The following is an 18,351-nucleotide window of genomic DNA, read 5'->3' as shown; positions in this document are numbered from 1 at the left end:
CGCAGCCCGATGGCGACGACAAGGCCTCGGCCGATTCCGAACTGCTTTATGTCTCGGCGAATTTCGGTGGCAACACGCGCAACTTCTACCGCTTCCAGATGGGCGACGGCGCAGTCGACTATTTCGACGAGGACGGCCGCAGCGCGCGCCAGTTCCTGCTGCGCAACCCGCTGCCCAACGGCAAGTTCCGCTCCGGTTTCGGCGGCCGCAAGCATCCGATCCTCGGCTACGTCAAGATGCACACCGGCGTCGACTGGGCCGCCCCCACCGGCACGCCGATCATCGCCTCGGGCAATGGTGTCGTCGAGAAGGCCGGCTGGGCCGGCGGCTACGGCAAGCAGACCATCATCCGCCACACCAATGGCTACGAGACGTCGTACAATCACCAGAGCCGCATCGCACCCGGCGTCGTCCCCGGCGCCCGCGTCCGTCAGGGCCAGGTCATCGGCTATGTCGGCACCACCGGCCTGTCGACCGGCGCGCACCTGCATTACGAGCTGATCGTCAACGGCACCAAGGTCGACCCGATGCGCGTGCGCCTGCCCACCGGCCGCGTGCTCAAGGGCGAGGAACTGGTCGCCTTCAAACGCGAGCGCGAGAGAATCGACGACCTGCTCAAGGACGAAAACAAGGACGCACTGAAGGTCGCGAGCACCGCCAAGGTCAGCGGCTAGAGTATCCGTGTTGGTCAAGGGAGGGATATGGCCATTTCAAGCAACTCCAGGAAAAATGCGCGGCGGTTTTCCCAGGAATTGCGTAACGACAACTAGGCTTTTTCCTGCCTTTTCCACGACGGCTGGGTGAACCAGGCGACGGCTGCAGCGACGAAGCACATCGCGGCCGCAATCGCCGCGATCGCCGCAAAGGCGCTGTTTGTCGCCGAAACCCGCAAGGCTTCCGCACCCGCGTCGACAGGCGCAGCCACGTAAGCGCCGAACTCGACGCCCGGTGCAGCCGTTCCCAGGATATTCGCAAAGACCACACCTGCAATGGCACCAAGCGAGGCCACCGCCATCAGGCCGGCGGCCCGGGCGAGCGCGTTGTTGATGCCGGAGGCAAGCCCGGTGTCCTCCTCCGGTGTCGCCCGCATCACCGCCGCCGACACCGGCGAGACGACGATGGCCATGCCGAGGCCCTTGAGCAGCAGGATGGGGAACGTCACCTGCCAGAGCATCATCAGCGGCATTGTCAGCGCAAGGCCTGCATAAGAGATGCCGACGATTGCCGCACCCACGGTCAGCGGCCAGCGCGGGCCGATGGCGTCGGACAGCCGGCCCGAATAGCTCGACAAGCCTGCGATGAACAAGGACAGCGGCAGGAACAGCAGGCTCGCCTCCCATTCCTTGGCACCCCAGCCGGAAACGACGGTCATCGGCAGGAAGAACAGCACTGCATTGAAGGCGAAGAACAGGATCAACGTGTAGAGATTGGCGCCGGTGAAGGCACGTGAGGCGAACAGCTCGAGTTTGACCATCGGCGCCCGCGCCCACTTCTCCCAGACAATGAAGCCGGCGAAGATTGCACCCCCGACCGCGATCCACAGCCATGGCGAGACAGCGCGAACGTCTGCGGGCAGGCCGAAGGCGGTCAGGCCCCAGGCCATCAGGCCGAGGCCGACGGTTGCCAGCATCGCACCTGCAATGTCGAGCCGACGCTTGGACGACGGCCGGTCCTGTGGCACCTTGCTGAGCAGCATGGTGAGGGCGACGAGCCCGATCGGTACGTTGATGGCGAAGATCAGCCGCCACATCCATTCGGCGCCGAAAGACAGCACCATGCCGCCGACGAACGGCCCCATCGCGGTTGTCAGCGACGAGAACGCCGCCCATTGGCCGATGGCCTTGCCGCGCGTCGCGTTGGGATAGGATTTGGCAATGATGGCGAGGCTGCCCGGCACCATCAGCGCGGCACCGATGCCTTGTGCCGCGCGCATGATGATCAGCATCTCGGCGTCGACAGCGAGCGCGCAGGCCGCCGAAGTGACCATGAACAGGATGATGCCGGCAGCAAAGATGTTGCGCACCCCAAAAACATCGCCGGCAGCGCCGCCGAGCAGCACCAGCGCCGACAAAAACAGCATGTACCCGTTGCTGATCCACTGTGCGTCGACGAGCGAGGCGCCGAGATCAGCCCGGATGACCGGCATCGCCAGCGACACCACCGAGCCGTCGATGAAGCCCATGCTGGAGGCAAGGATCGCCGAGATGAGCACATAGCGCCGCGCATCGGGCGGACAGAAGACGTGGCTGTTGTTGGCCGGGGTCGGTGCGGTGTCGGAAATGTCCATGGCTGGAGACTATGTGGGCAAGCTTTGCGCAGGAAGCGACCAGGGGGACGAATTCTGGAAGCCAGGCGACATGGGCTTGCCGTATCGTGGCGCTCGGCAGCAGGTCGAGCTCGTCATCCGGGCGAGCAAAACGAGGCCCGGGACCCTCTGCCCCCTTGGAAAAGCTCTCCCTCTTCGATCTCCAACTCCCTGCGAATAGTTTCCACATAAGGAAACTTTCTCTTGCGCAGTCGAACTCGCTGCAATAGTTTCCGAGTATGGCAACTATCTGGAGCCCTGCAATGGCGCTGACGCTTTATTCCCACCCTCTCGCTGCCTTCTGCCACAAGGTGCTGATTGCGCTTTATGAGAATGGGACCGAATTTATCCCTGTGACAGTGGACCTCGGCGATCCGGAAGAGACGGCGGCGCTGGCGGCGAAATGGGCGGTGGGCAAGATTCCGGTGCTGCGCGACGACTTCCGCGATCGCACGGTGCCGGAGACCAGCATCATCATCGAATATCTCGATCGGCATTATCCCGGGCCGGCGCCGATGCTGCCGGCGGATGCCGAGCGCCGGCTTGACGCCAGGCTGTGGGACCGCTTCTTCGATCTTTATGTCAGCGTGCCGATGCAGAAGGTCGTCACCGACAGGATACGGCCCGAAGGCGGCAACGATCCGGTCGGCGTGGCCGATGCGCGGCGGACGCTCGACACCGCCTATGTGATGATAGAGCGCCAGTTGGCGGACAAGAACTGGGCGGCGGGCGAGGACTTCACCATTGCCGACTGCGCGGCGGCACCGGGCCTGTTTTACGCCTCGATCGTTCATCCCTTCGCCAGCGACCAGCACAATCTCGCCGCCTATTTCGAGCGGCTGATGGCGCGGCCGTCGGTGCGACGGACGGTCGGCGAAGCGCGGCCCTATTTCCGTTTCTTCCCCTATCGCGAACTGATGCCGGAGCGCTTCCTTCATGACTAGAGCGTTTCCGCTTTTCTTCGAATCGCGGAATCTCTCCATCTCTCTGTTTTCGAGCAATTCCGGACTGAAAATCGCTGCACACTTTTCCTGGAATTGCTCTGAGCACAGCAACAGGGCAGGCCGATGATCGAGGCACAACGACTGGACCGCGTTTTCACCGCCCTTGCCGACGCCGGCCGGCGCGGCATGGTCGAGCGGCTGAGCATGGGTCCGGCAACCGTCAAGCAGCTGGCCGAACCGCAAGGCATGCGGCTGCCCTCGGCGTTGAAACATCTGAAGGTGCTCGAGGACGGCGGCATCGTCGCCTCGCGCAAGGTCGGCCGGACCCGCACCTACACGATCGAACCCGCAGCACTGTCCGAGATAGACGACTGGGTGAGACAGCGGCAGACTGCGATGAACAAGGCATTCGACCGCCTTGTCCAGGCAATGAAGGATTTTCCCGGGGAGGAAGGTGAATGACCGACGTGGCCCACAAGACCTTCGTCGTCGAGCGCGAGCTCCCGGCGTCGCCCAGGCACGCCTTCCGCTTCTGGTCGGACCAGGCGCTGAAGCGGGCGTGGAACGACTGCCATGCCGACTGGGTGACGCTTGAGGACAGTTTCGATTTTCGCGTCGGCGGCATCGAGGCCAAGCGCTGGCGTATGCCCGACGGTGCCGAGTTGGCATTCCGCGCCGACTACTTCGACATCGTGGCCGGCGAGCGCATCATTTATGGTTTCGAGATGAGCCATGGCGGCAAACGCATCTCTGCATCGCTGGCCACGATCCAGCTTTTGCCCGAAGCCGGCCGGACGCGGATGCGGTTCACCGAGCAACTGGCTTTTCTCGGCACCGCCGAGGCGATGGCGGCGCGCATTTCGGGCACCGAAACTGGCTTCGACCGGCTGGTGGACATCCTCAGCAGGGAAACGGCGAGCGTACACTGAGTGCCTGTAGCCCAGCTGGCTTAGCTGTCGAAGCTATGAAGGTTGTTCATTCGAGGAGGGACTGAGAAGCTGGGGTTGCGAAGCCAACCAACCTTCAGTGGAGCTCCCCGAATGAACGTCCATAAGAATGCGCGTCTGACGCCGTCAGGTCGAGTGCTTTTGGTGCAACGGATTGAACAGGGCTGGAGCGTGCGGCGTGCTGCCGGTTCGGCCGGGGTTTCGGAACGAACGGCTTATCGCTGGCTCGACCGCTACCGGGCCGGCGACCGGGTTCTGCACGATCGCAGTTCAGCGCCGCACCGCTGCCGGCATCGGCTGGCAGCCATGCAGGTGTCGCGGATCGAGCAGTTGCGGCGCCAGCGCATGACCGGGCCGGCGATTGCCCGGTCCTTGGGCCTGGCGCGTTCGACGGTAGGCTTGGTGCTGCGCCGGCTGGGACTGAACCGGCTGGCCTGGCTCGATCCCCGGCCCCCGGTGTTGCGCTACGAACGGCAGCGGCCGGGCGAACTGATCCATATCGACATCAAGACCTTGGGCCGTATCGACGGCGTTGGCCATCGGATCACGGGTCAGCACCAAGGCCATCATCGCGCCCGAGGCATCGGCTACGAACACCTGCATGTCGCCATCGACGATGCCTCGCGCCTCGCCTATGTCGAACTGCTGCCAAGCCTGGGCCGGGATGATGCCACCGGGTTCCTCAACCGGGCACTGGCCTGGTACGCCAGGCTGGGCGCCAGGGTTGAGCGGGTGATGACCGACAACGGCTCGGCGTATCGCTCCAAACTGTTCGCCCAGGCACTCCAAGGTGCCGGTGCCCAACACATCCGCACAAGGCCCTACACCCCGCGCACCAACGGCAAGGCCGAGCGCTTCATCCAGACTTCGCTGCCCGAATGGGCCTATGCCAGGCCATACGCCTCATCGAACGAACGCGCCAAGGCCATTCACCAATGGGCAGCCAACTACAACCTGGCACGCCCACACTCGGCTCTTGGAGGCATCAGCCCGTTCCAAAGACTGAACAACCTTCTTGGAAACGACACTTAGCTCGCCTCGAAGCCGGCGTGATAGACGATTTCGCCGCCGGGGACGGTGTCGCCGAAGGCCAGCCGCTGGACATATTGCGGCGGCAGGCCGGCATAGGTGACGGCGGGGTCGGCGACGAAACCGAAACGGCTGTAATAGGCCGGGTCGCCGATGAGGACGCAGCCCTTGGCGCCCATCCCACGCAGCGCGTCGAGCCCGAGGCGGATCAGCGCCTGGCCGATGCCCTTGCCCTGGTTGTCGGGCCAGACCGACACCGGCCCGAGGCCATACCAGCCTGCGTCACCGCCGACGGTGACGGGCGAGAAGGCGACATGCCCAAGGATCTTGCCGCCGTCCTCGGCTATCAGCGACAGCGTCAGCGCACCGGCATCGCGCAAGGCATCGACGATCGCCGCTTCGGTCTGGCTCGAATGCGGGGCGTCCGCGAAGGCGGCACGGGTGAGCGCGCGGATCGTGTCGACGTCGGCCGGCCGTTCGGAACGGATGTACATCTCGCTACCTCGATTCTCCGGACATTTGCCGGCAGCCATGGCCCAAATGCAAGGCGCAAGTCAGGCCGGTACGTTGCCGGCCGTCAGGGATCGCAGCCCGGCGTCGAGTGCGACCGCATCGCCATGGTCGACACCGAATAGAACGTCGAGCAGCGGAAAGGTGCTGCGGTAGAAGGTGATGCGATCCCGCATCCCGGCGATGCCGGAATAATGCGGCGCCATCAGCGCGAGGACATCGTCGCCCAGCCCGGCCGACAGGCTGGCGAGATCATAGGCGGGATCGCCCGCCCCGCAGCCGGCGAAATCGATGACGCCTGAAACCCTGCCCTTGTCGACGAGGATGTTGCCGGTGCCGAAATCGCCATGCGTGATGGTGCGCGGAGCGTCGGGGACACGCCCTAGAAACCTGATGAAACTGTTGCGGATGGAATTGGCGACGGCAGCCGGCAGCAACGGCAGCGCCTTGGCTTCAAGCCGCTCAAGAAGATCGCGCCATTCGGCCATGGGGTCAGCGGGAGCGGCGTCCCTGAGCATGTCTTGTGGGAGCGCATGAAGCGCGCACAGGAACAGCGCGAGGTCTCGGGCCAGTTCCTGCGCCTGCGCAGCAGTCATTCCATCGAGCGACAGCAGCGGCTCGCCGGGCAGCTTGCGATGGACGGCGACGACATACGCGCCGACATTTCTCAGCTTCGGCGCGGGCACCGGCACGGGAAGCATCGGCGCCAGGACGGCGAGCACGTCGGCCTCGCGGGCAAGATCGCGGCGCGCCTCGTCGTGCCGGGGTATCCGCACGATGACCTTGCCCGTATCGAAGATGCGGTTGTTCTGGCCGCTGTCGATGACGGTTGCGGACAGGAATTCGGGCTGATGCAGGGCCTCGGCGATTTCCCGAGCTGTCGGCTGGATCATCGAAAATCGTCCGTCGGCAATGAGCCGGAACCGTGTCGCCGCAGGTGGCAAAAGTTCCGAGCCGCGGAGGGTCTCTCCACGGCCATTGCGGCACTAGCGGAGCTACTCCATGAATTCGACCGGCACGCCTGCCTTGACGATCTTGGCGAGTTCGCGCGCGTCCCAGTTGGTCAGGCGCACGCAGCCATGGCTTTCGGTCTTGCCGATCTTGGAGGGATCCGGGGTGCCGTGGATGCCGTAGGTCGGCTTGTCCAGCGCGATCCAGACCGAACCGACAGGGCCGTTCGGGCCCGGCGGGATGGTCAGGACCTTGTTGTTTTCGCCCTGCTTGAAATTGATCTTGGGATTGTAGGTGTAGTTGGGGTCGAGCGCGACGCGCGACACCGCGTGAATGCCGGTCGGCGACGGCGTGTCGCCCGAGCCGATGGTCGCCGGATAGGCGGCGACGAGCTGGCCGGCCTCGTTGTAGGCGCGAACCTGCTTCAGCCCCTTGTCGGCAACGATGCGCGACACCGGCTTGTTCACCAGCTTGCCGAAATTGGCGACCTTCACGATGGTGCCCGGGCGGTTGAAATTGACGTCCGGATTGATCGCCTTGAGGTAGTTCTCGTCCATGTGGAAACGCTCGGCGAGCATTTCGGTGACCGAGGTGAAGGCCATGCGCTCGAGCTGGGCCTTCTCGCTGTAGTCGGCCGGAACCGAGGCGATGTAAGGGCCGGCGGCATCCTCCGGCGTGATGGTGTAGGAGCCGAAGGCGTCGCCGCCTGTTTCGGCAAGCGCCTGCTTGATGCCTTCGGCGTCAGTCGACTTCAGGCTGGCGCCGGTCATCTCGTTATAGGCGACAAGCGCCTTGTCGACGTTCGAACCGAAACGCCCGTCGATGACACCGGGCGAAGCGCCGAGGCGATCGAGCAGTATCTGCAGCGAAGCGACGTCCTCGCGGCCCTTGACCGCGATGGACGGCTCGAGCGGCCGATCGGTGATGCGCGGGTTGGCCGGCAGCGCCGGCTGGTCGTCCGGGCTCTGGAGCGGTTCGCGCGAAACGACACGCGGCCCGCTTGGCGCCTCGGGGAAGGCGTTGGGATCGTTGTTATAGTAGTCGTCACCATTGGGTTCGGCCGGAACGGCAAGCGCGTCGTCGCTGTAATAGCCGTCATCCGCCGGTCCGATCAGCACGTCGCCCTGGCGGTAGTCGCGGCGCAGCTCCTGGCGGCGCAGTTCGCGGCGCAAGGCCTGGCGGTTGAGGCGGCTCTCCGGCGGCTGCACGGCGATGACCTTGCCGGTGTAGGGATCGACGAGCACACGGTTGCCGCGGCTGTCGTAGAAGACCTCGACCTCGCTCTGGGCAAGCTGGAGCAGGTTCTGGCCAACCCGCACGCGTGGCGAGACGGGCTCGCCTGACGGCACGATCGCGGCCGCTGCCTGGAGCGCCGACAGGCCGGTGGCCATGGCCGAAAGCACAACGATCTTGCGCAACATGGTCGCCACATCTCTCCGAATCTCGGCCGCCCACAGGCCGGCCGCCGTGAATCAATGTTATCCACTGACATCCAATAACGATCTGCTAACCCTTCCAACATGAACGGGGCATGAAAATGACCGTGTTAGCAGGATTTTGAGGCCTTGGCAGACCGCGCGGCGCCTGAGAATCGCGGGTCAGGCGGGAAGGCCGAGCTGCTTGCGCATTGCCTTCGGCAGCTTGGCCGCGATCATCCGGTGGCTCTCGCCGATATAGTCGCGCAGCCCCTCGTCGTCCATGGTTTCGCCGTTCTGGCGCTGGATCCACTTCATGCCGCGCGAGGCAAGATAGGGCGCTGGCCGGAGACCGGGCTGCTCCTTCAAAATGTCGAATGCCATCTCGGAAACCTTGAAGGTAACGGCAAGCCCCACGCCGTCGCTCCAGCCGGCGATGGCAAAGACCTTGCCGCCGACCTTCCAGACATGCGCCCCGCCCCACTGCACGACATGGGTCGTGTGTGGCAACGAGGCGCAGAAGCCGTTGTAATCGTCGAGTGTCATCGCAGCTCCCCCAGGCGGCCGATAAGAAAAAGCCCTCCCCAGGAAGGGAGAGGGCTTTTGTCGCTGCTCAGGCAGCCGCCTCTTCGCTCACCACCGTTGCCTTGGAGCGGAAGTTGAGCCGGTCCGAGCCCGAGGTGATCTTGACGGTCGAGCCGTCGAGAATGTCGCCGAGCAGGATCTTCTCGGCGAGCGGATCCTGCAGCTCCTTCTGGATGACGCGCTTGAGCGGGCGGGCGCCATAGGCCGGGTCGTACCCCTTGTTGGCGAGCCAGTCGATTGCGTCCTTGTCGAGCGACAGCGTGATCTTGCGATCGGACAACAGCTTTTCCAGCCGCTTGAGCTGGATCTCGACGATCCGGCCCATGTCCTGGCGACGCAGGCGATGGAACAGGATGACCTCGTCGACACGATTCAGGAACTCCGGCCGGAACGACGCCTTGACCACGCCCATGACCTCGTCACGGACCTTGTCGACATCCTCGTCCTCGCCGAGCGCCACGAGATATTCGGCGCCGAGATTGGACGTCATGATGATCAGCGTGTTGCGGAAGTCGACGGTGCGGCCCTGACCATCGGTCAGGCGGCCATCGTCGAGCACCTGCAGCAGCACGTTGAAGACATCAGGATGCGCCTTTTCGATCTCGTCGAACAGCACGACCTGATAGGGCCTGCGCCGCACGGCCTCGGTCAGCGCCCCGCCCTCCTCGTAGCCGACATAGCCGGGAGGTGCGCCGATCAGCCGGGCAACGGAGTGCTTCTCCATGTACTCGGACATGTCGATACGCACCAGCGCATGCTCGTCGTCGAACAGATAGTCGGCGAGCGCTTTGGTGAGCTCGGTCTTGCCGACACCGGTCGGGCCCAAGAACATGAACGAGCCGATCGGCCGGTTCGGATCCTGCAGGCCGGCACGGGCACGGCGGACGGCCTTGGACACCGCCTGGACGGCTTCGCCCTGGCCGACGACGCGAACACCGATCTCGTCTTCCATGCGCAACAGCTTCTCGCGCTCGCCTTCGAGCATCTTGTCGACCGGGATGCCGGTCCAGCGCGAAACGACATGGCCGACATGGTCGGGCGTGACGGTCTCCTCGACCATCGTGCCGCGGCTTTCCTGAGCCTCGGCCTCGACGAGCTTCTTTTCGAGCTCGGGGATGCGGCCATAGGCAAGCTCGCCCGCCTTCTGGAACTCGCCCTTGCGCTGGGCGATGGCGAGTTCGTTGCGGGCTTCCTCGAGCTGGCCCTTGAGGTCGGCGGCGAGACCGAGTTTTTCCTTCTCGGCCATCCACTGGCTGGTCACCCTGGTCGACTCTTCCTCGAGCCCGGCCAGCTCCTTCTCGAGCCTTTCGAGCCGGTCGCGGGAGGCGTCGTCCTTTTCGAGCTTGAGCGCCTCGCGTTCGATCTTCAGCTGCATGATGCGGCGGTCGATCTCGTCGAGGGCTTCCGGCTTGGAATCGATCTGCATGCGCAGCCGCGAGCCGGCCTCGTCGACGAGGTCGATAGCCTTGTCGGGCAGGAAGCGGTCGGTGATGTAGCGGTTCGACAGCGTGGCAGCCGCGACCAGTGCCGAGTCCGAGATGCGCACCTTGTGGTGCTGCTCGTATTTCTCCTTCAGGCCGCGCAGGATCGAGATGGTGTCTTCGACCGTCGGCTCGGAAACGAACACGGGCTGGAAGCGACGAGCAAGGGCCGCGTCCTTTTCGACATGCTTGCGGTACTCATCGAGCGTGGTGGCACCAACGCAATGCAGCTCACCGCGCGCCAAGGCCGGTTTCAGCAGGTTGGACGCATCCATCGCGCCATCGGCCTTGCCGGCGCCGACGAGCGTGTGCATCTCGTCGATGAACAGGATGATACCGCCGGCAGCCGCGGTGACTTCCGACAGAACGGCCTTCAGCCGCTCCTCGAACTCGCCGCGATACTTGGCGCCGGCAATCAGCGCGCCCATGTCGAGCGCCATCAGTTGCTTGTCCTTGAGGCTTTCGGGCACGTCGCCATTGACGATGCGCAGGGCCAATCCTTCGGCGATGGCGGTCTTGCCGACGCCCGGCTCACCGATCAGTACGGGATTGTTCTTGGTGCGCCGTGACAGCACCTGGATGGTGCGGCGGATCTCGTCGTCGCGGCCAATGACCGGATCGAGTTTGCCGGCGCGGGCATCGGCGGTGAGGTCGCGCGCGTATTTCTTCAACGCGTCATAGCCCTGCTCGGCACTAGCCGAGTCGGCGGTGCGGCCCTTGCGGATATCGTTGATCGCAGCATTGAGCGCCTGCGCCGTAACACCTGCCTTGGCGAGGATATCGGCGGTCTTGGCCGACTTCTCGACGGCAAGCGCAGTCAGCAGACGCTCGACGGTGACGAAGCTGTCGCCGGCTTTCTTGGCTAGGTCTTCTGCGGTTGAAAACACCTTGGCGAGCGGCTGCGCCAGATAGAGCTGGCCGCCGGCGCCCTCGACCTTCGGCATCGCCTTGATGGCGGCCTCGACGCCGAGCCTGACATCCCGGGCGTTGCCGCCGGCGCGCTCGATCAGCGACGAGGCAAGGCCTTCGTCATCATCCATCAGCACCTTGAGGATGTGTTCGGGCGTGAACTGCTGGTGATTGTTGGAAAGCGCATAGGTCTGGGCCGACTGGATGAAGCCGCGGACGCGCTCGGAATACTTCTCAAGATTCATTCGGTGTCTCCATTCCGTACCGGCCCGCTTTGCGGCACCGGCCAGGTTCAAGGTGACGGACCCTCCCGACCGGGCCGGATCCAACTGAGGCTGATATGGTGCGTAGGACGATATACCTCAAGGCACACCTGGAGTGCTGGGCGTCATTTTTTGACGCCCAAATGATACGGGGTTTTCCGGAGTCTGCGCGTCGTGCGTTGCGAAAGCAAACCCGATTTGCGGGCCGGCACGCCTGGCCGACGTCAAAGCAAAAACGGCGGGATTTTCATCCCGCCGTTTTCAGATGGCTTGAAGCCCGTGGTTACGAAGGCGATCAGCCTTCGACGGCGGCAGGCTCGGCTGCCGGCGTATCGCCGGCTTCGCCCTGCACCTCGGTTGCGGCGCGCTCGCCACGGCGCGGACGACGGCCACGACGCGGTGCCGCGCCCTCGGCAGCCTCAGTGGCAGGGGCAACTTCAGCAACGACGGCCTCGGTGACCACGACGTCAGGCTGTGGCTGTTCGACCACGGCGACGACGTCCGTCGGTGCAGTTTCGGCCTGCTGCTCCTGATGGCGCGGGCGGCGTTCGTTGCGGTTGGGACGACGTTCGCGGCGGCCTTCGCGCGGCTGGCCTTCGGCGGCTTCCGGATTGAGAGCGACCTCGGCCGGCGTGCCTTCGATGTCGGGCTGCGGGCCAGTGCCGTTGACGACCGGCTGCGGCTGAGGCTGCTGGACCTGGACCTCGGCAACGTTGTTACCGATGCTGTCCTCGTCGCGCTCGTCGTCCATGTCGGCGTCGAAGTCGTCGCGGCTCTGCTGCTGCTGCTGGATCGGCATCTGCGCCATGGCGGCGGCAATGATGCGATTATAGTGCTCTGCGTGCTGCAGGTAGTTCTCGGCCATCACGCGGTCGCCTGAGCTTTGCGCATCGCGCGCCAGCGTGGCGTATTTTTCGGCGATCTGCTGCGCAGAGCCGCGGATCTTAACGTCCGGACCGTTGCTCTCGTAGTTACGCGTAAGCGGGTTTGGACCCTTGCGGTTGTTATTGCTGTTGTTGTTATTATTGTTGTTATTATTGTTGTTATTCCGACCGCGCATGCGCCTATTCTGCTGTTGTGGCCTCATCAGATTCTCTTTGTGTTGAAGTATCCGAACGGGGGCACTTAGGCGGCCTGCCGTTTCGTATCTTTCCGCCGGTGATCGCCCGCAGTCTTGCTGCGTCGGCGCCACATGCCATCCTGTTTCGGTTCATGTCACTTGCCGGACGATCCCCGCACGAAGCTAGAGCGTCGTCTACGCAAGAAGGCAGCTAGTTTCGATGGAAACCGAATCTTGTAACAGCACTGCCTGCTTCGTCTCATCCGGTTGCCGGGAACCTAGCGGCATTCACTTTCCTTGCCAAGCGGTTTTTTGCAGTGCCCAAAAGCCTTGCTCAGCAGCTGAATACGAGCACCCGGTCATTGCCACCCAAGTCCTTGTAATGGGCAGATAAATGGTAGCCGGCTTGCTCGAATATCACGGTCACGTCGTGGCGCTGGTCGTGCCCGATTTCGAGCCCGATAAGGCCACCTTCTTCAAGGTGGCGCCCGGCACCCGACGCTATCATCCTGTATGGCTCAAGACCGTCCGGGCCACCGTCGAGCGCGCGGCGCGGATCAAAATTGCGAACCTCGTTCTGCAAATCGTCGATCTCTGAAGTGGATATATAGGGAGGATTTGAGACTATTAAATGGTGGCGGCCCTGAATCTCGGCAAACCAGTTGGATTTTCTTGCCGAAAAGCGTGATGACACGCCAAGAGCTTCGGCGTTGGCCGCGGCGGTCGCCAGTGCATCCTCCGAGACGTCGACGCCGATGGCCTCGGCCTTTGGCTCCTGGGTGACCAGCGCCAGTGCAATCGCGCCTGTGCCGGTGCCGAGATCGAGGATGCGGCAGACACTCTCACGCACAGCGGTCGCATGGACGAAAGGCAACACGGCGTCGACGAGCGTTTCAGTATCGGGGCGCGGTTCGAGCGTCTCGGTGGAGAGGCCGAGCCGCATGCCATAGAAATCGCGGTAGCCGAGAATGCGATGCACGGGCTCGCCCGCGATACGGCGATCGAGCGCCGCCTCGATCTCGGCCACCTGCGCCACAGGCCTGTCTGGCGAAGCAATTGCGTCGCTGCGCGTGGTGCCTGAAAAGTGCTCGACGAGCAGCCGCGCGTCGAATGCCGCGTCGGCGATGCCCGCACCGGCAAGGCGCTGGCGCGCGTGGCGCAGAAGTTCGCCGAGCGGACGCTCAGCCATCCGAGCCCATGTCGGCCAGCAGCTTCGACTGGTGATCGGAGATCAGCGCGTCGACGACCTCGTCGAGTTCGCCCATCATCACCCGGTCGAGCTTGTAGAGTGTCAGGTTGATGCGGTGGTCGGTCAGGCGCCCCTGCGGAAAATTATAGGTGCGGATGCGCTCGGAGCGATCGCCGGAACCCACCTGTGACTTGCGCGACGACGAGCGTTCCTCATCGGCACGGCTGCGCTCCAGGTCATAGAGGCGGGCACGCAGGATCTGCATCGCACGCGCACGGTTCTGGTGCTGCGATTTTTCCGCCTGCACCACCATGATGCCGGTGGGCAGATGGGTGATGCGCACCGCCGAGTCGGTGGTGTTGACGTGCTGGCCGCCGGAGCCCGAGGCACGCATGGTGTCGATGCGGATGTCTTCGGCGCGGATATCGATGTCGACCTCCTCCGCCTCCGGCAGCACCGCGACTGTGGCGGCGGAGGTGTGGATGCGGCCGCTGGCCTCGGTCGCCGGCACGCGCTGGACGCGGTGCACGCCCGACTCGAACTTCAGATGCGCGAACACGCCCTTGCCCGAGACACCCGCAATGACTTCCTTGAAGCCGCCGGCATCGCCGTCGCTTGCCGACACGACCTCGAACCGCCAGCCCTTGGAGGCAGCATAGCGTTCGTACATGCGGTAGAGGTCGCCGGCAAAAAGCGCTGCCTCGTCGCCGCCGGTACCGGCGCGGATCTCGAGGATGGCGTTCTTGTCGTCCGCAGCATCCTTGGGCAACAGCAGGATCTGGATTTCGCGCTGCAGCGCCTCGATACGCTCCTCGACCTCGGGCTTGTCCATCTCGGCCAGCGCCCGCATCTCGGCGTCGGTACCCTTGTCGGACAGCATCGCATCGAGATCGACGAGCTCCTGCTCGGCGGAGCGCAATTCGCGGATCCTGGCCACGAGGTCCTGGATGTCGGAATATTCGGAGGCGAGCTTGACGTAGACGTCGGGCGCCGGACCGGCGGCCATCTGCGCTTCGAGCATGTCGAAGCGTTTGACGACTTGGTTCATTCTGTCGTGGGGCAGGCTGATCATAATGGTATGGAACGGTCGTCCGCAAAGGCCTGGAGCAGCGCGCGCATCGGCAGGCGGGCGGCAGGACCGGCAAGGTTATCGTCGAGGAAGGCGGTAAGTTCGCCAAGCGGCAGTTCGGTCAGCATCGCCTTGACCGGACCGATGGAAGCAGGCGACATCGAGATAGAGCGGTAGCCGAGGCCAAGCAGCGCCATCGCGGAGATCGGCTTCCCCGCGAGCTCGCCGCACAGGGTCACCGGCGTGTGGTTGCGCAGGCCGGCATCGGCGATCTGCTTCAGCACGCGCAGGAACGGCACCGACAGCGTGTCGAAGCGGTCGGCAAGCTGAGTGTTGCCGCGGTCGGCGGCCATGACGAACTGAAACAGATCGTTTGAGCCGACCGAGACGAAATCGACGGCCTGCATCAGCTCGTCGAGCTGCCACAACAGCGACGGCACCTCGATCATCGCGCCGAGTTTCAGGCTCGTCGGCAAATGGTGCGCGAAGCGGGAGAGGTGGCGGACCTCGCGGTCGATAATCTCCCTCGCCTGGACGATCTCGCCAAGCTCGGTGACCATCGGCAGCATGACCTTGAGCTCGCGTCCGCCGGCGGCTTTGAGCAGCGCCCGGATCTGGGTACGCAACAGGCCGGGACGGTCGAGCGTGAGGCGGATGGCGCGCCAGCCAAGTGCGGGGTTTTCTTCCTCCTGCGCCGAGCCCTTGAAATAGGGCAGCACCTTGTCGCCGCCAATGTCGATGGTGCGGAAGGTGACGGGACGGCCACGCGCAGTGTCGAGCACGTCGCGGTAGAGCTTTTCCTGCGCTTCGGCGCGCGGGAACGTCGAGGCCACCATGAACTGCAGCTCGGTGCGGAACAGGCCGATGCCGGCAGCCCCCGCCTCGGCGAGCTGCGGCAGGTCGACGGCGAGGCCGGCATTCATCAACAGGTCGACCTTGACGCCGTCCTTTGTTTCGGACGGCTTCTTGCGCAGTTCGCGGTAGAGTTCCTGGCGGCGGGCGCGAAATCGCACCTTTTCAGCATAGGCTGCTTCGAGATCGGGCTGCGGCCGAAGGTGGACAGCGCCTTCGACACCGTCGACGATGATCGGATCGCCGTTCTCCGACATGGAAACGACGCCCTTCATCTGTCCGGCGACGGGGATGCCCATGGCGCGCGCGACGATGACGACGTGGGACGTCGGCGCACCGTCTTCCAGCACCAGGCCGCGCAAGCGATCCCGCGGATAGTCGAGCAGCTCGGCCGCCCCCATCGAACGCGCAACGATGATGGCGTCCTTGGGCAGGCTCTCGGCGATGGTCTCGGGGCCGCGACCCAGCAGCTGGCGCAAAAGGCGGTTGGCGAGGTCGTCGAAATCGCTCATCCGCTCGCGCAGATAAGGATCGGTCATGTGCATCATGCGCGCGCGCATGTCGCTCTGCACCTTTTCGACCGCGGCTTCCGCCGTCAGGCCGTTGCGGATCGCCTCTTCGAGACGGCGCACCCAGCCACGGTCGTTGGCAAACATCCGGTAGGCTTCGAGAACCTCGCGGTGCTCGCCCTCGAAGGCGACGTCGCGGCGTTCGAGCATGTCGTCGATCGACAAGCGCAGGGAACCGAGCGAATCCTCGAGCCGGCGCAGCTCCTCGTCGCTGTCTTCGTTGAACAGGTTGGTGACGACGATGCGCGGCTCGTGCAGCACGACATGGCCGAGGCCGACACCTTCGTTGAAGGCAATGCCGGTGAAGCTCGCCGGGCGCGACAGATCGAGTTCGAGGCCGGGACGGCTGAGGCGACCAATGTCGCCCGAGGCGATCATCTCGGCAATCACCATGGCGGTGGTTTCGAGCGCCTCGATCTCATCGTCGCGGTAGTGCCGCATGGTCTTGTTCTGGACGACCAGAACGCCGAGCGTGCGCCCTGCCCTGAGCACCGGCACGCCGAGGAACGAATGGTAGATCTCCTCGCCTGTCTCCGGCAGGTAGGCGAAGGCGGGATGTTCCTGGGCGTTGGACAGGTTGAGCGCGCGGGCGCTGGCAGCAATCGTGCCGACCAGACCTTGGCCGAGACGCAACTGCGCCAGGTGGACGGCGTTGGGATTGAGACCGACGGTCGCATAGAGCTCGAGCACCGAGTCGGCGCGGAGCACATAGAGCGAGCAGACTTCGGCCACCATGTTGGCGGCGATATCGCGCACGATCCTGTCGAGCCGTTCCTGTGGCTCGAGGGGCTCCGCCATCAATTCGCGGAGCCGTTTCAGAAGTACGCGCGGCCCAGCGGCCATGTCACGTATCATTCACCGTCTCCATGGTTGGACCCGGCGCGGCACGTGCTTGCCACGCCGGCAACGCGGTGACGCTCGACTCCTAATACTACTGCTTATCCAGACCGTAGACGGAATGCAAAGTCCGAACCGCAAGTTCAGTATAAGGCCCGTCGATAAGGATCGAAATCTTGATCTCGGAGGTGGTGATGGCGCGGATGTTGATGCCCTTCGATGCCAGTGCCTGGAAGGCCGTGGCGGCGACGCCGGCATGGCTGCGCATGCCGATGCCGATGACCGACACCTTGGACATGCCCTCGTCGTGCTGGACGGCATCATAGCCGATGTCGGGGCGGATCTTCTCGAGCACGGCAAGCGCCTTGTTGACGTCGCCCGACGGCACGGTGAAGGTCATGTCGGTGAACTTGCCGTCCTCGGAAATGTTCTGGACGATCATGTCGACATTGATGTTGGCCTCGGCCAATGGGCCGAAGATCCCGCCTGCAACGCCCGGCCGGTCGGCGACACGGCGCAGCGAGACCTGGGCTTCGTCCTTGGCATAGGCAATTCCGGTGACGACCTGCTGTTCCACGATTTCATCCTCGTCACAAATGAGAGTACCAGGCGGGTTGAGGAAATCGCCCATGCCGGGCGCATCGGGATCCTCGAAGGAAGAACGCACAAAGGTACGGACCTTGTGCACCATGGCCAGTTCGACCGAACGGACCTGCAGCACCTTCGCGCCGAGCGAAGCCATTTCGAGCATTTCTTCAAACGAAATGCGCGACAGGCGACGCGCCTTGGGCTCGATGCGCGGGTCGGTCGTATAGACTCCGTCGACATCGGTGTAGATATCGCAGCGATCGGCCTTCACCGCTGCCGCGATTGCGACAGCCGACGTATCGGACCCGCCACGGCCAAGCGTGGCGATGCGGTTGTCCGGGCCGATGCCCTGGAAACCGGCGACGACAGCAACCTGGCCTTCCTGGAAACGCTTGATCAGGAACGAGCCGTCGATGTCGAGGATGCGGGCGGCACCATGGGCGTTGTCGGTCTTGATCGGAATCTGCCAGCCCTGCCAGGAGCGTGCATTTATCCCCATCGCCTGCAGCGCAAGTGCCAGCAATCCCGACGTCACCTGCTCGCCCGAGGCGACCACAGCGTCATATTCGCGGGCGTCGTAAATGTTGAAATTGGCGCCTTCGGCCTTCGAAGCCTCCTGCACCCAGCCGACCAGCTCGTTGGTCTTGCCCGACATCGCCGAGACGACGACAGCGACTTCGTGGCCGGCGTCGACCTCGCGCTTGACATGACGCGCCACGTTGCGGATTCGGGCGATGTCGGCGACGGATGTCCCGCCGAATTTCATCACGATGCGCGCCATAGAAGCGAAATGCCCTTGCCATATACGCCGGCCCCGACGGGGCCGGAAAATGAATGAAAACACCGAT

16 protein-coding genes (1 of these 16 only partly in view) are annotated in these 18,351 nt (G+C 64.1%); 5 read left to right on the top strand and 11 right to left on the bottom strand.

What is annotated here, in order from left to right; all coding sequences use genetic code 11:
• A protein-coding gene (locus IG197_RS19810; RefSeq protein ID WP_067957839.1) for a M23 family metallopeptidase crosses the window boundary here: on the top strand, positions 1–674 show its 3' portion. It extends 1,297 nt beyond the left edge of the window; 674 of the gene's 1,971 nt are visible here — the last part of the coding sequence; the start codon falls outside the window, past its left edge; the stop codon is at positions 672–674.
• 92 nt (positions 675–766) lie between these two features.
• On the opposite strand, the gene IG197_RS19805 is transcribed toward IG197_RS19810, so the two are convergent.
• Positions 767–2,287, bottom strand: a complete 1,521-nt coding sequence (locus tag IG197_RS19805) for an MFS transporter (protein WP_192314495.1) — start codon at positions 2,285–2,287, stop codon at positions 767–769.
• 281 nt (positions 2,288–2,568) lie between these two features.
• Here IG197_RS19805 and IG197_RS19800 point away from each other — a divergent pair, with 281 nt between their 5' ends.
• From IG197_RS19800 to IG197_RS19785, 4 genes are all read left to right on the top strand, one after another.
• The gene (locus IG197_RS19800) at positions 2,569–3,249 is read left to right on the top strand and encodes a glutathione S-transferase family protein (RefSeq protein WP_182576217.1); all 681 of its coding nucleotides are present in this window, start codon (positions 2,569–2,571) and stop codon (positions 3,247–3,249) included.
• A 123-nt stretch (positions 3,250–3,372) separates the two neighbouring features.
• Entirely contained in the window at positions 3,373–3,711 is a 339-nt protein-coding gene (locus IG197_RS19795; protein ID WP_067957831.1) for a helix-turn-helix transcriptional regulator, read from the top strand.
• On the top strand, positions 3,708–4,178 hold the full coding sequence (locus IG197_RS19790) for an SRPBCC family protein (protein WP_192314492.1): 471 nt from the start codon (positions 3,708–3,710) through the stop codon (positions 4,176–4,178). Before IG197_RS19795 ends, IG197_RS19790 begins: the two co-directional genes overlap by 4 nt.
• 111 nt (positions 4,179–4,289) lie before the next feature.
• On the top strand, positions 4,290–5,228 hold the full coding sequence (locus tag IG197_RS19785; protein WP_192314489.1) for an IS481 family transposase: 939 nt from the start codon (positions 4,290–4,292) through the stop codon (positions 5,226–5,228).
• On the opposite strand, the gene IG197_RS19780 is transcribed toward IG197_RS19785, so the two are convergent.
• The 10 genes from IG197_RS19780 to IG197_RS19735 form a co-directional block, all read right to left on the bottom strand.
• Positions 5,225–5,719, bottom strand: a complete 495-nt coding sequence (locus IG197_RS19780; protein ID WP_192314486.1) for a GNAT family N-acetyltransferase — start codon at positions 5,717–5,719, stop codon at positions 5,225–5,227. The two genes, IG197_RS19785 and IG197_RS19780, sit on opposite strands and share 4 nt — an antisense overlap.
• Before the next feature lie 60 nt (positions 5,720–5,779).
• A complete protein-coding gene (locus IG197_RS19775) occupies positions 5,780–6,628 on the bottom strand; it encodes a phosphotransferase family protein (RefSeq protein ID WP_192314483.1) in 849 nt (282 codons plus the stop codon).
• A 102-nt stretch (positions 6,629–6,730) separates the two neighbouring features.
• Entirely contained in the window at positions 6,731–8,107 is a 1,377-nt protein-coding gene (locus IG197_RS19770; RefSeq protein WP_192314480.1) for a L,D-transpeptidase, read from the bottom strand.
• A gap of 177 nt (positions 8,108–8,284) precedes the next feature.
• A complete protein-coding gene (locus IG197_RS19765; protein WP_067957809.1) occupies positions 8,285–8,647 on the bottom strand; it encodes an MmcQ/YjbR family DNA-binding protein in 363 nt (120 codons plus the stop codon).
• Positions 8,648–8,714: 67 nt separating this feature from the next.
• Entirely contained in the window at positions 8,715–11,321 is a 2,607-nt protein-coding gene (gene clpB, locus IG197_RS19760; protein WP_192314477.1) for an ATP-dependent chaperone ClpB, read from the bottom strand.
• A 313-nt stretch (positions 11,322–11,634) separates the two neighbouring features.
• Positions 11,635–12,399, bottom strand: coding sequence for a DUF4167 domain-containing protein (locus tag IG197_RS19755; RefSeq protein WP_192314474.1), 765 nt, complete (start codon positions 12,397–12,399; stop codon positions 11,635–11,637).
• Between the two features lie 334 nt (positions 12,400–12,733).
• Positions 12,734–13,588 (bottom strand): peptide chain release factor N(5)-glutamine methyltransferase, encoded by an 855-nt coding sequence (gene prmC / locus IG197_RS19750; RefSeq protein WP_192314471.1) that lies wholly within the window; start codon positions 13,586–13,588, stop codon positions 12,734–12,736.
• Positions 13,581–14,660 carry a peptide chain release factor 1 gene (gene prfA, locus IG197_RS19745; RefSeq protein ID WP_154386163.1) on the bottom strand — a complete coding sequence of 360 codons (1,080 nt, stop codon included), beginning with the start codon at positions 14,658–14,660 and terminating at the stop codon, positions 13,581–13,583. The genes prmC and prfA overlap by 8 nt, the downstream gene beginning before the upstream one ends.
• Positions 14,657–16,933 (bottom strand): phosphoenolpyruvate--protein phosphotransferase, encoded by a 2,277-nt coding sequence (gene ptsP / locus IG197_RS19740; protein ID WP_371746468.1) that lies wholly within the window; start codon positions 16,931–16,933, stop codon positions 14,657–14,659. Before ptsP ends, prfA begins: the two co-directional genes overlap by 4 nt.
• Positions 16,934–17,009: 76 nt before the next feature.
• Entirely contained in the window at positions 17,010–18,284 is a 1,275-nt protein-coding gene (locus tag IG197_RS19735) for an aspartate kinase (protein ID WP_067957796.1), read from the bottom strand.
• Positions 18,285–18,351 lie beyond the last annotated feature (67 nt).

This window comes from Aminobacter sp. SR38, from assembly GCF_014843375.1.
Classification (GTDB): domain Bacteria; phylum Pseudomonadota; class Alphaproteobacteria; order Rhizobiales; family Rhizobiaceae; genus Aminobacter; species Aminobacter ciceronei.
This window is presented reverse-complemented; position numbering and strand designations above follow the sequence as displayed.

Bases quoted from the DNA above. Each gene is read 5' to 3' on its own strand.
- IG197_RS19805 (WP_192314495.1), bottom strand. From the start codon at position 2,287: ATGGACATTTCCGACACCGCACCGACCCCGGCCAACAACAGCCACGTC.
- IG197_RS19800 (WP_182576217.1), top strand. From the start codon at position 2,569: ATGGCGCTGACGCTTTATTCCCACCCTCTCGCTGCCTTCTGCCACAAG.
- IG197_RS19795 (WP_067957831.1), top strand. From the start codon at position 3,373: ATGATCGAGGCACAACGACTGGACCGCGTTTTCACCGCCCTTGCCGAC.
- IG197_RS19790 (WP_192314492.1), top strand. From the start codon at position 3,708: ATGACCGACGTGGCCCACAAGACCTTCGTCGTCGAGCGCGAGCTCCCG.
- IG197_RS19785 (WP_192314489.1), top strand. From the start codon at position 4,290: ATGAACGTCCATAAGAATGCGCGTCTGACGCCGTCAGGTCGAGTGCTT.
- IG197_RS19780 (WP_192314486.1), bottom strand. From the start codon at position 5,719: ATGTACATCCGTTCCGAACGGCCGGCCGACGTCGACACGATCCGCGCG.
- IG197_RS19775 (WP_192314483.1), bottom strand. From the start codon at position 6,628: ATGATCCAGCCGACAGCTCGGGAAATCGCCGAGGCCCTGCATCAGCCC.
- IG197_RS19770 (WP_192314480.1), bottom strand. From the start codon at position 8,107: ATGTTGCGCAAGATCGTTGTGCTTTCGGCCATGGCCACCGGCCTGTCG.
- IG197_RS19765 (WP_067957809.1), bottom strand. From the start codon at position 8,647: ATGACACTCGACGATTACAACGGCTTCTGCGCCTCGTTGCCACACACG.
- clpB (WP_192314477.1), bottom strand. From the start codon at position 11,321: ATGAATCTTGAGAAGTATTCCGAGCGCGTCCGCGGCTTCATCCAGTCG.
- IG197_RS19755 (WP_192314474.1), bottom strand. From the start codon at position 12,399: ATGCGCGGTCGGAATAACAACAATAATAACAACAATAATAACAACAAC.
- prmC (WP_192314471.1), bottom strand. From the start codon at position 13,588: ATGGCTGAGCGTCCGCTCGGCGAACTTCTGCGCCACGCGCGCCAGCGC.
- prfA (WP_154386163.1), bottom strand. From the start codon at position 14,660: ATGATCAGCCTGCCCCACGACAGAATGAACCAAGTCGTCAAACGCTTC.
- ptsP (WP_371746468.1), bottom strand. From the start codon at position 16,933: ATGATACGTGACATGGCCGCTGGGCCGCGCGTACTTCTGAAACGGCTC.
- IG197_RS19735 (WP_067957796.1), bottom strand. From the start codon at position 18,284: ATGGCGCGCATCGTGATGAAATTCGGCGGGACATCCGTCGCCGACATC.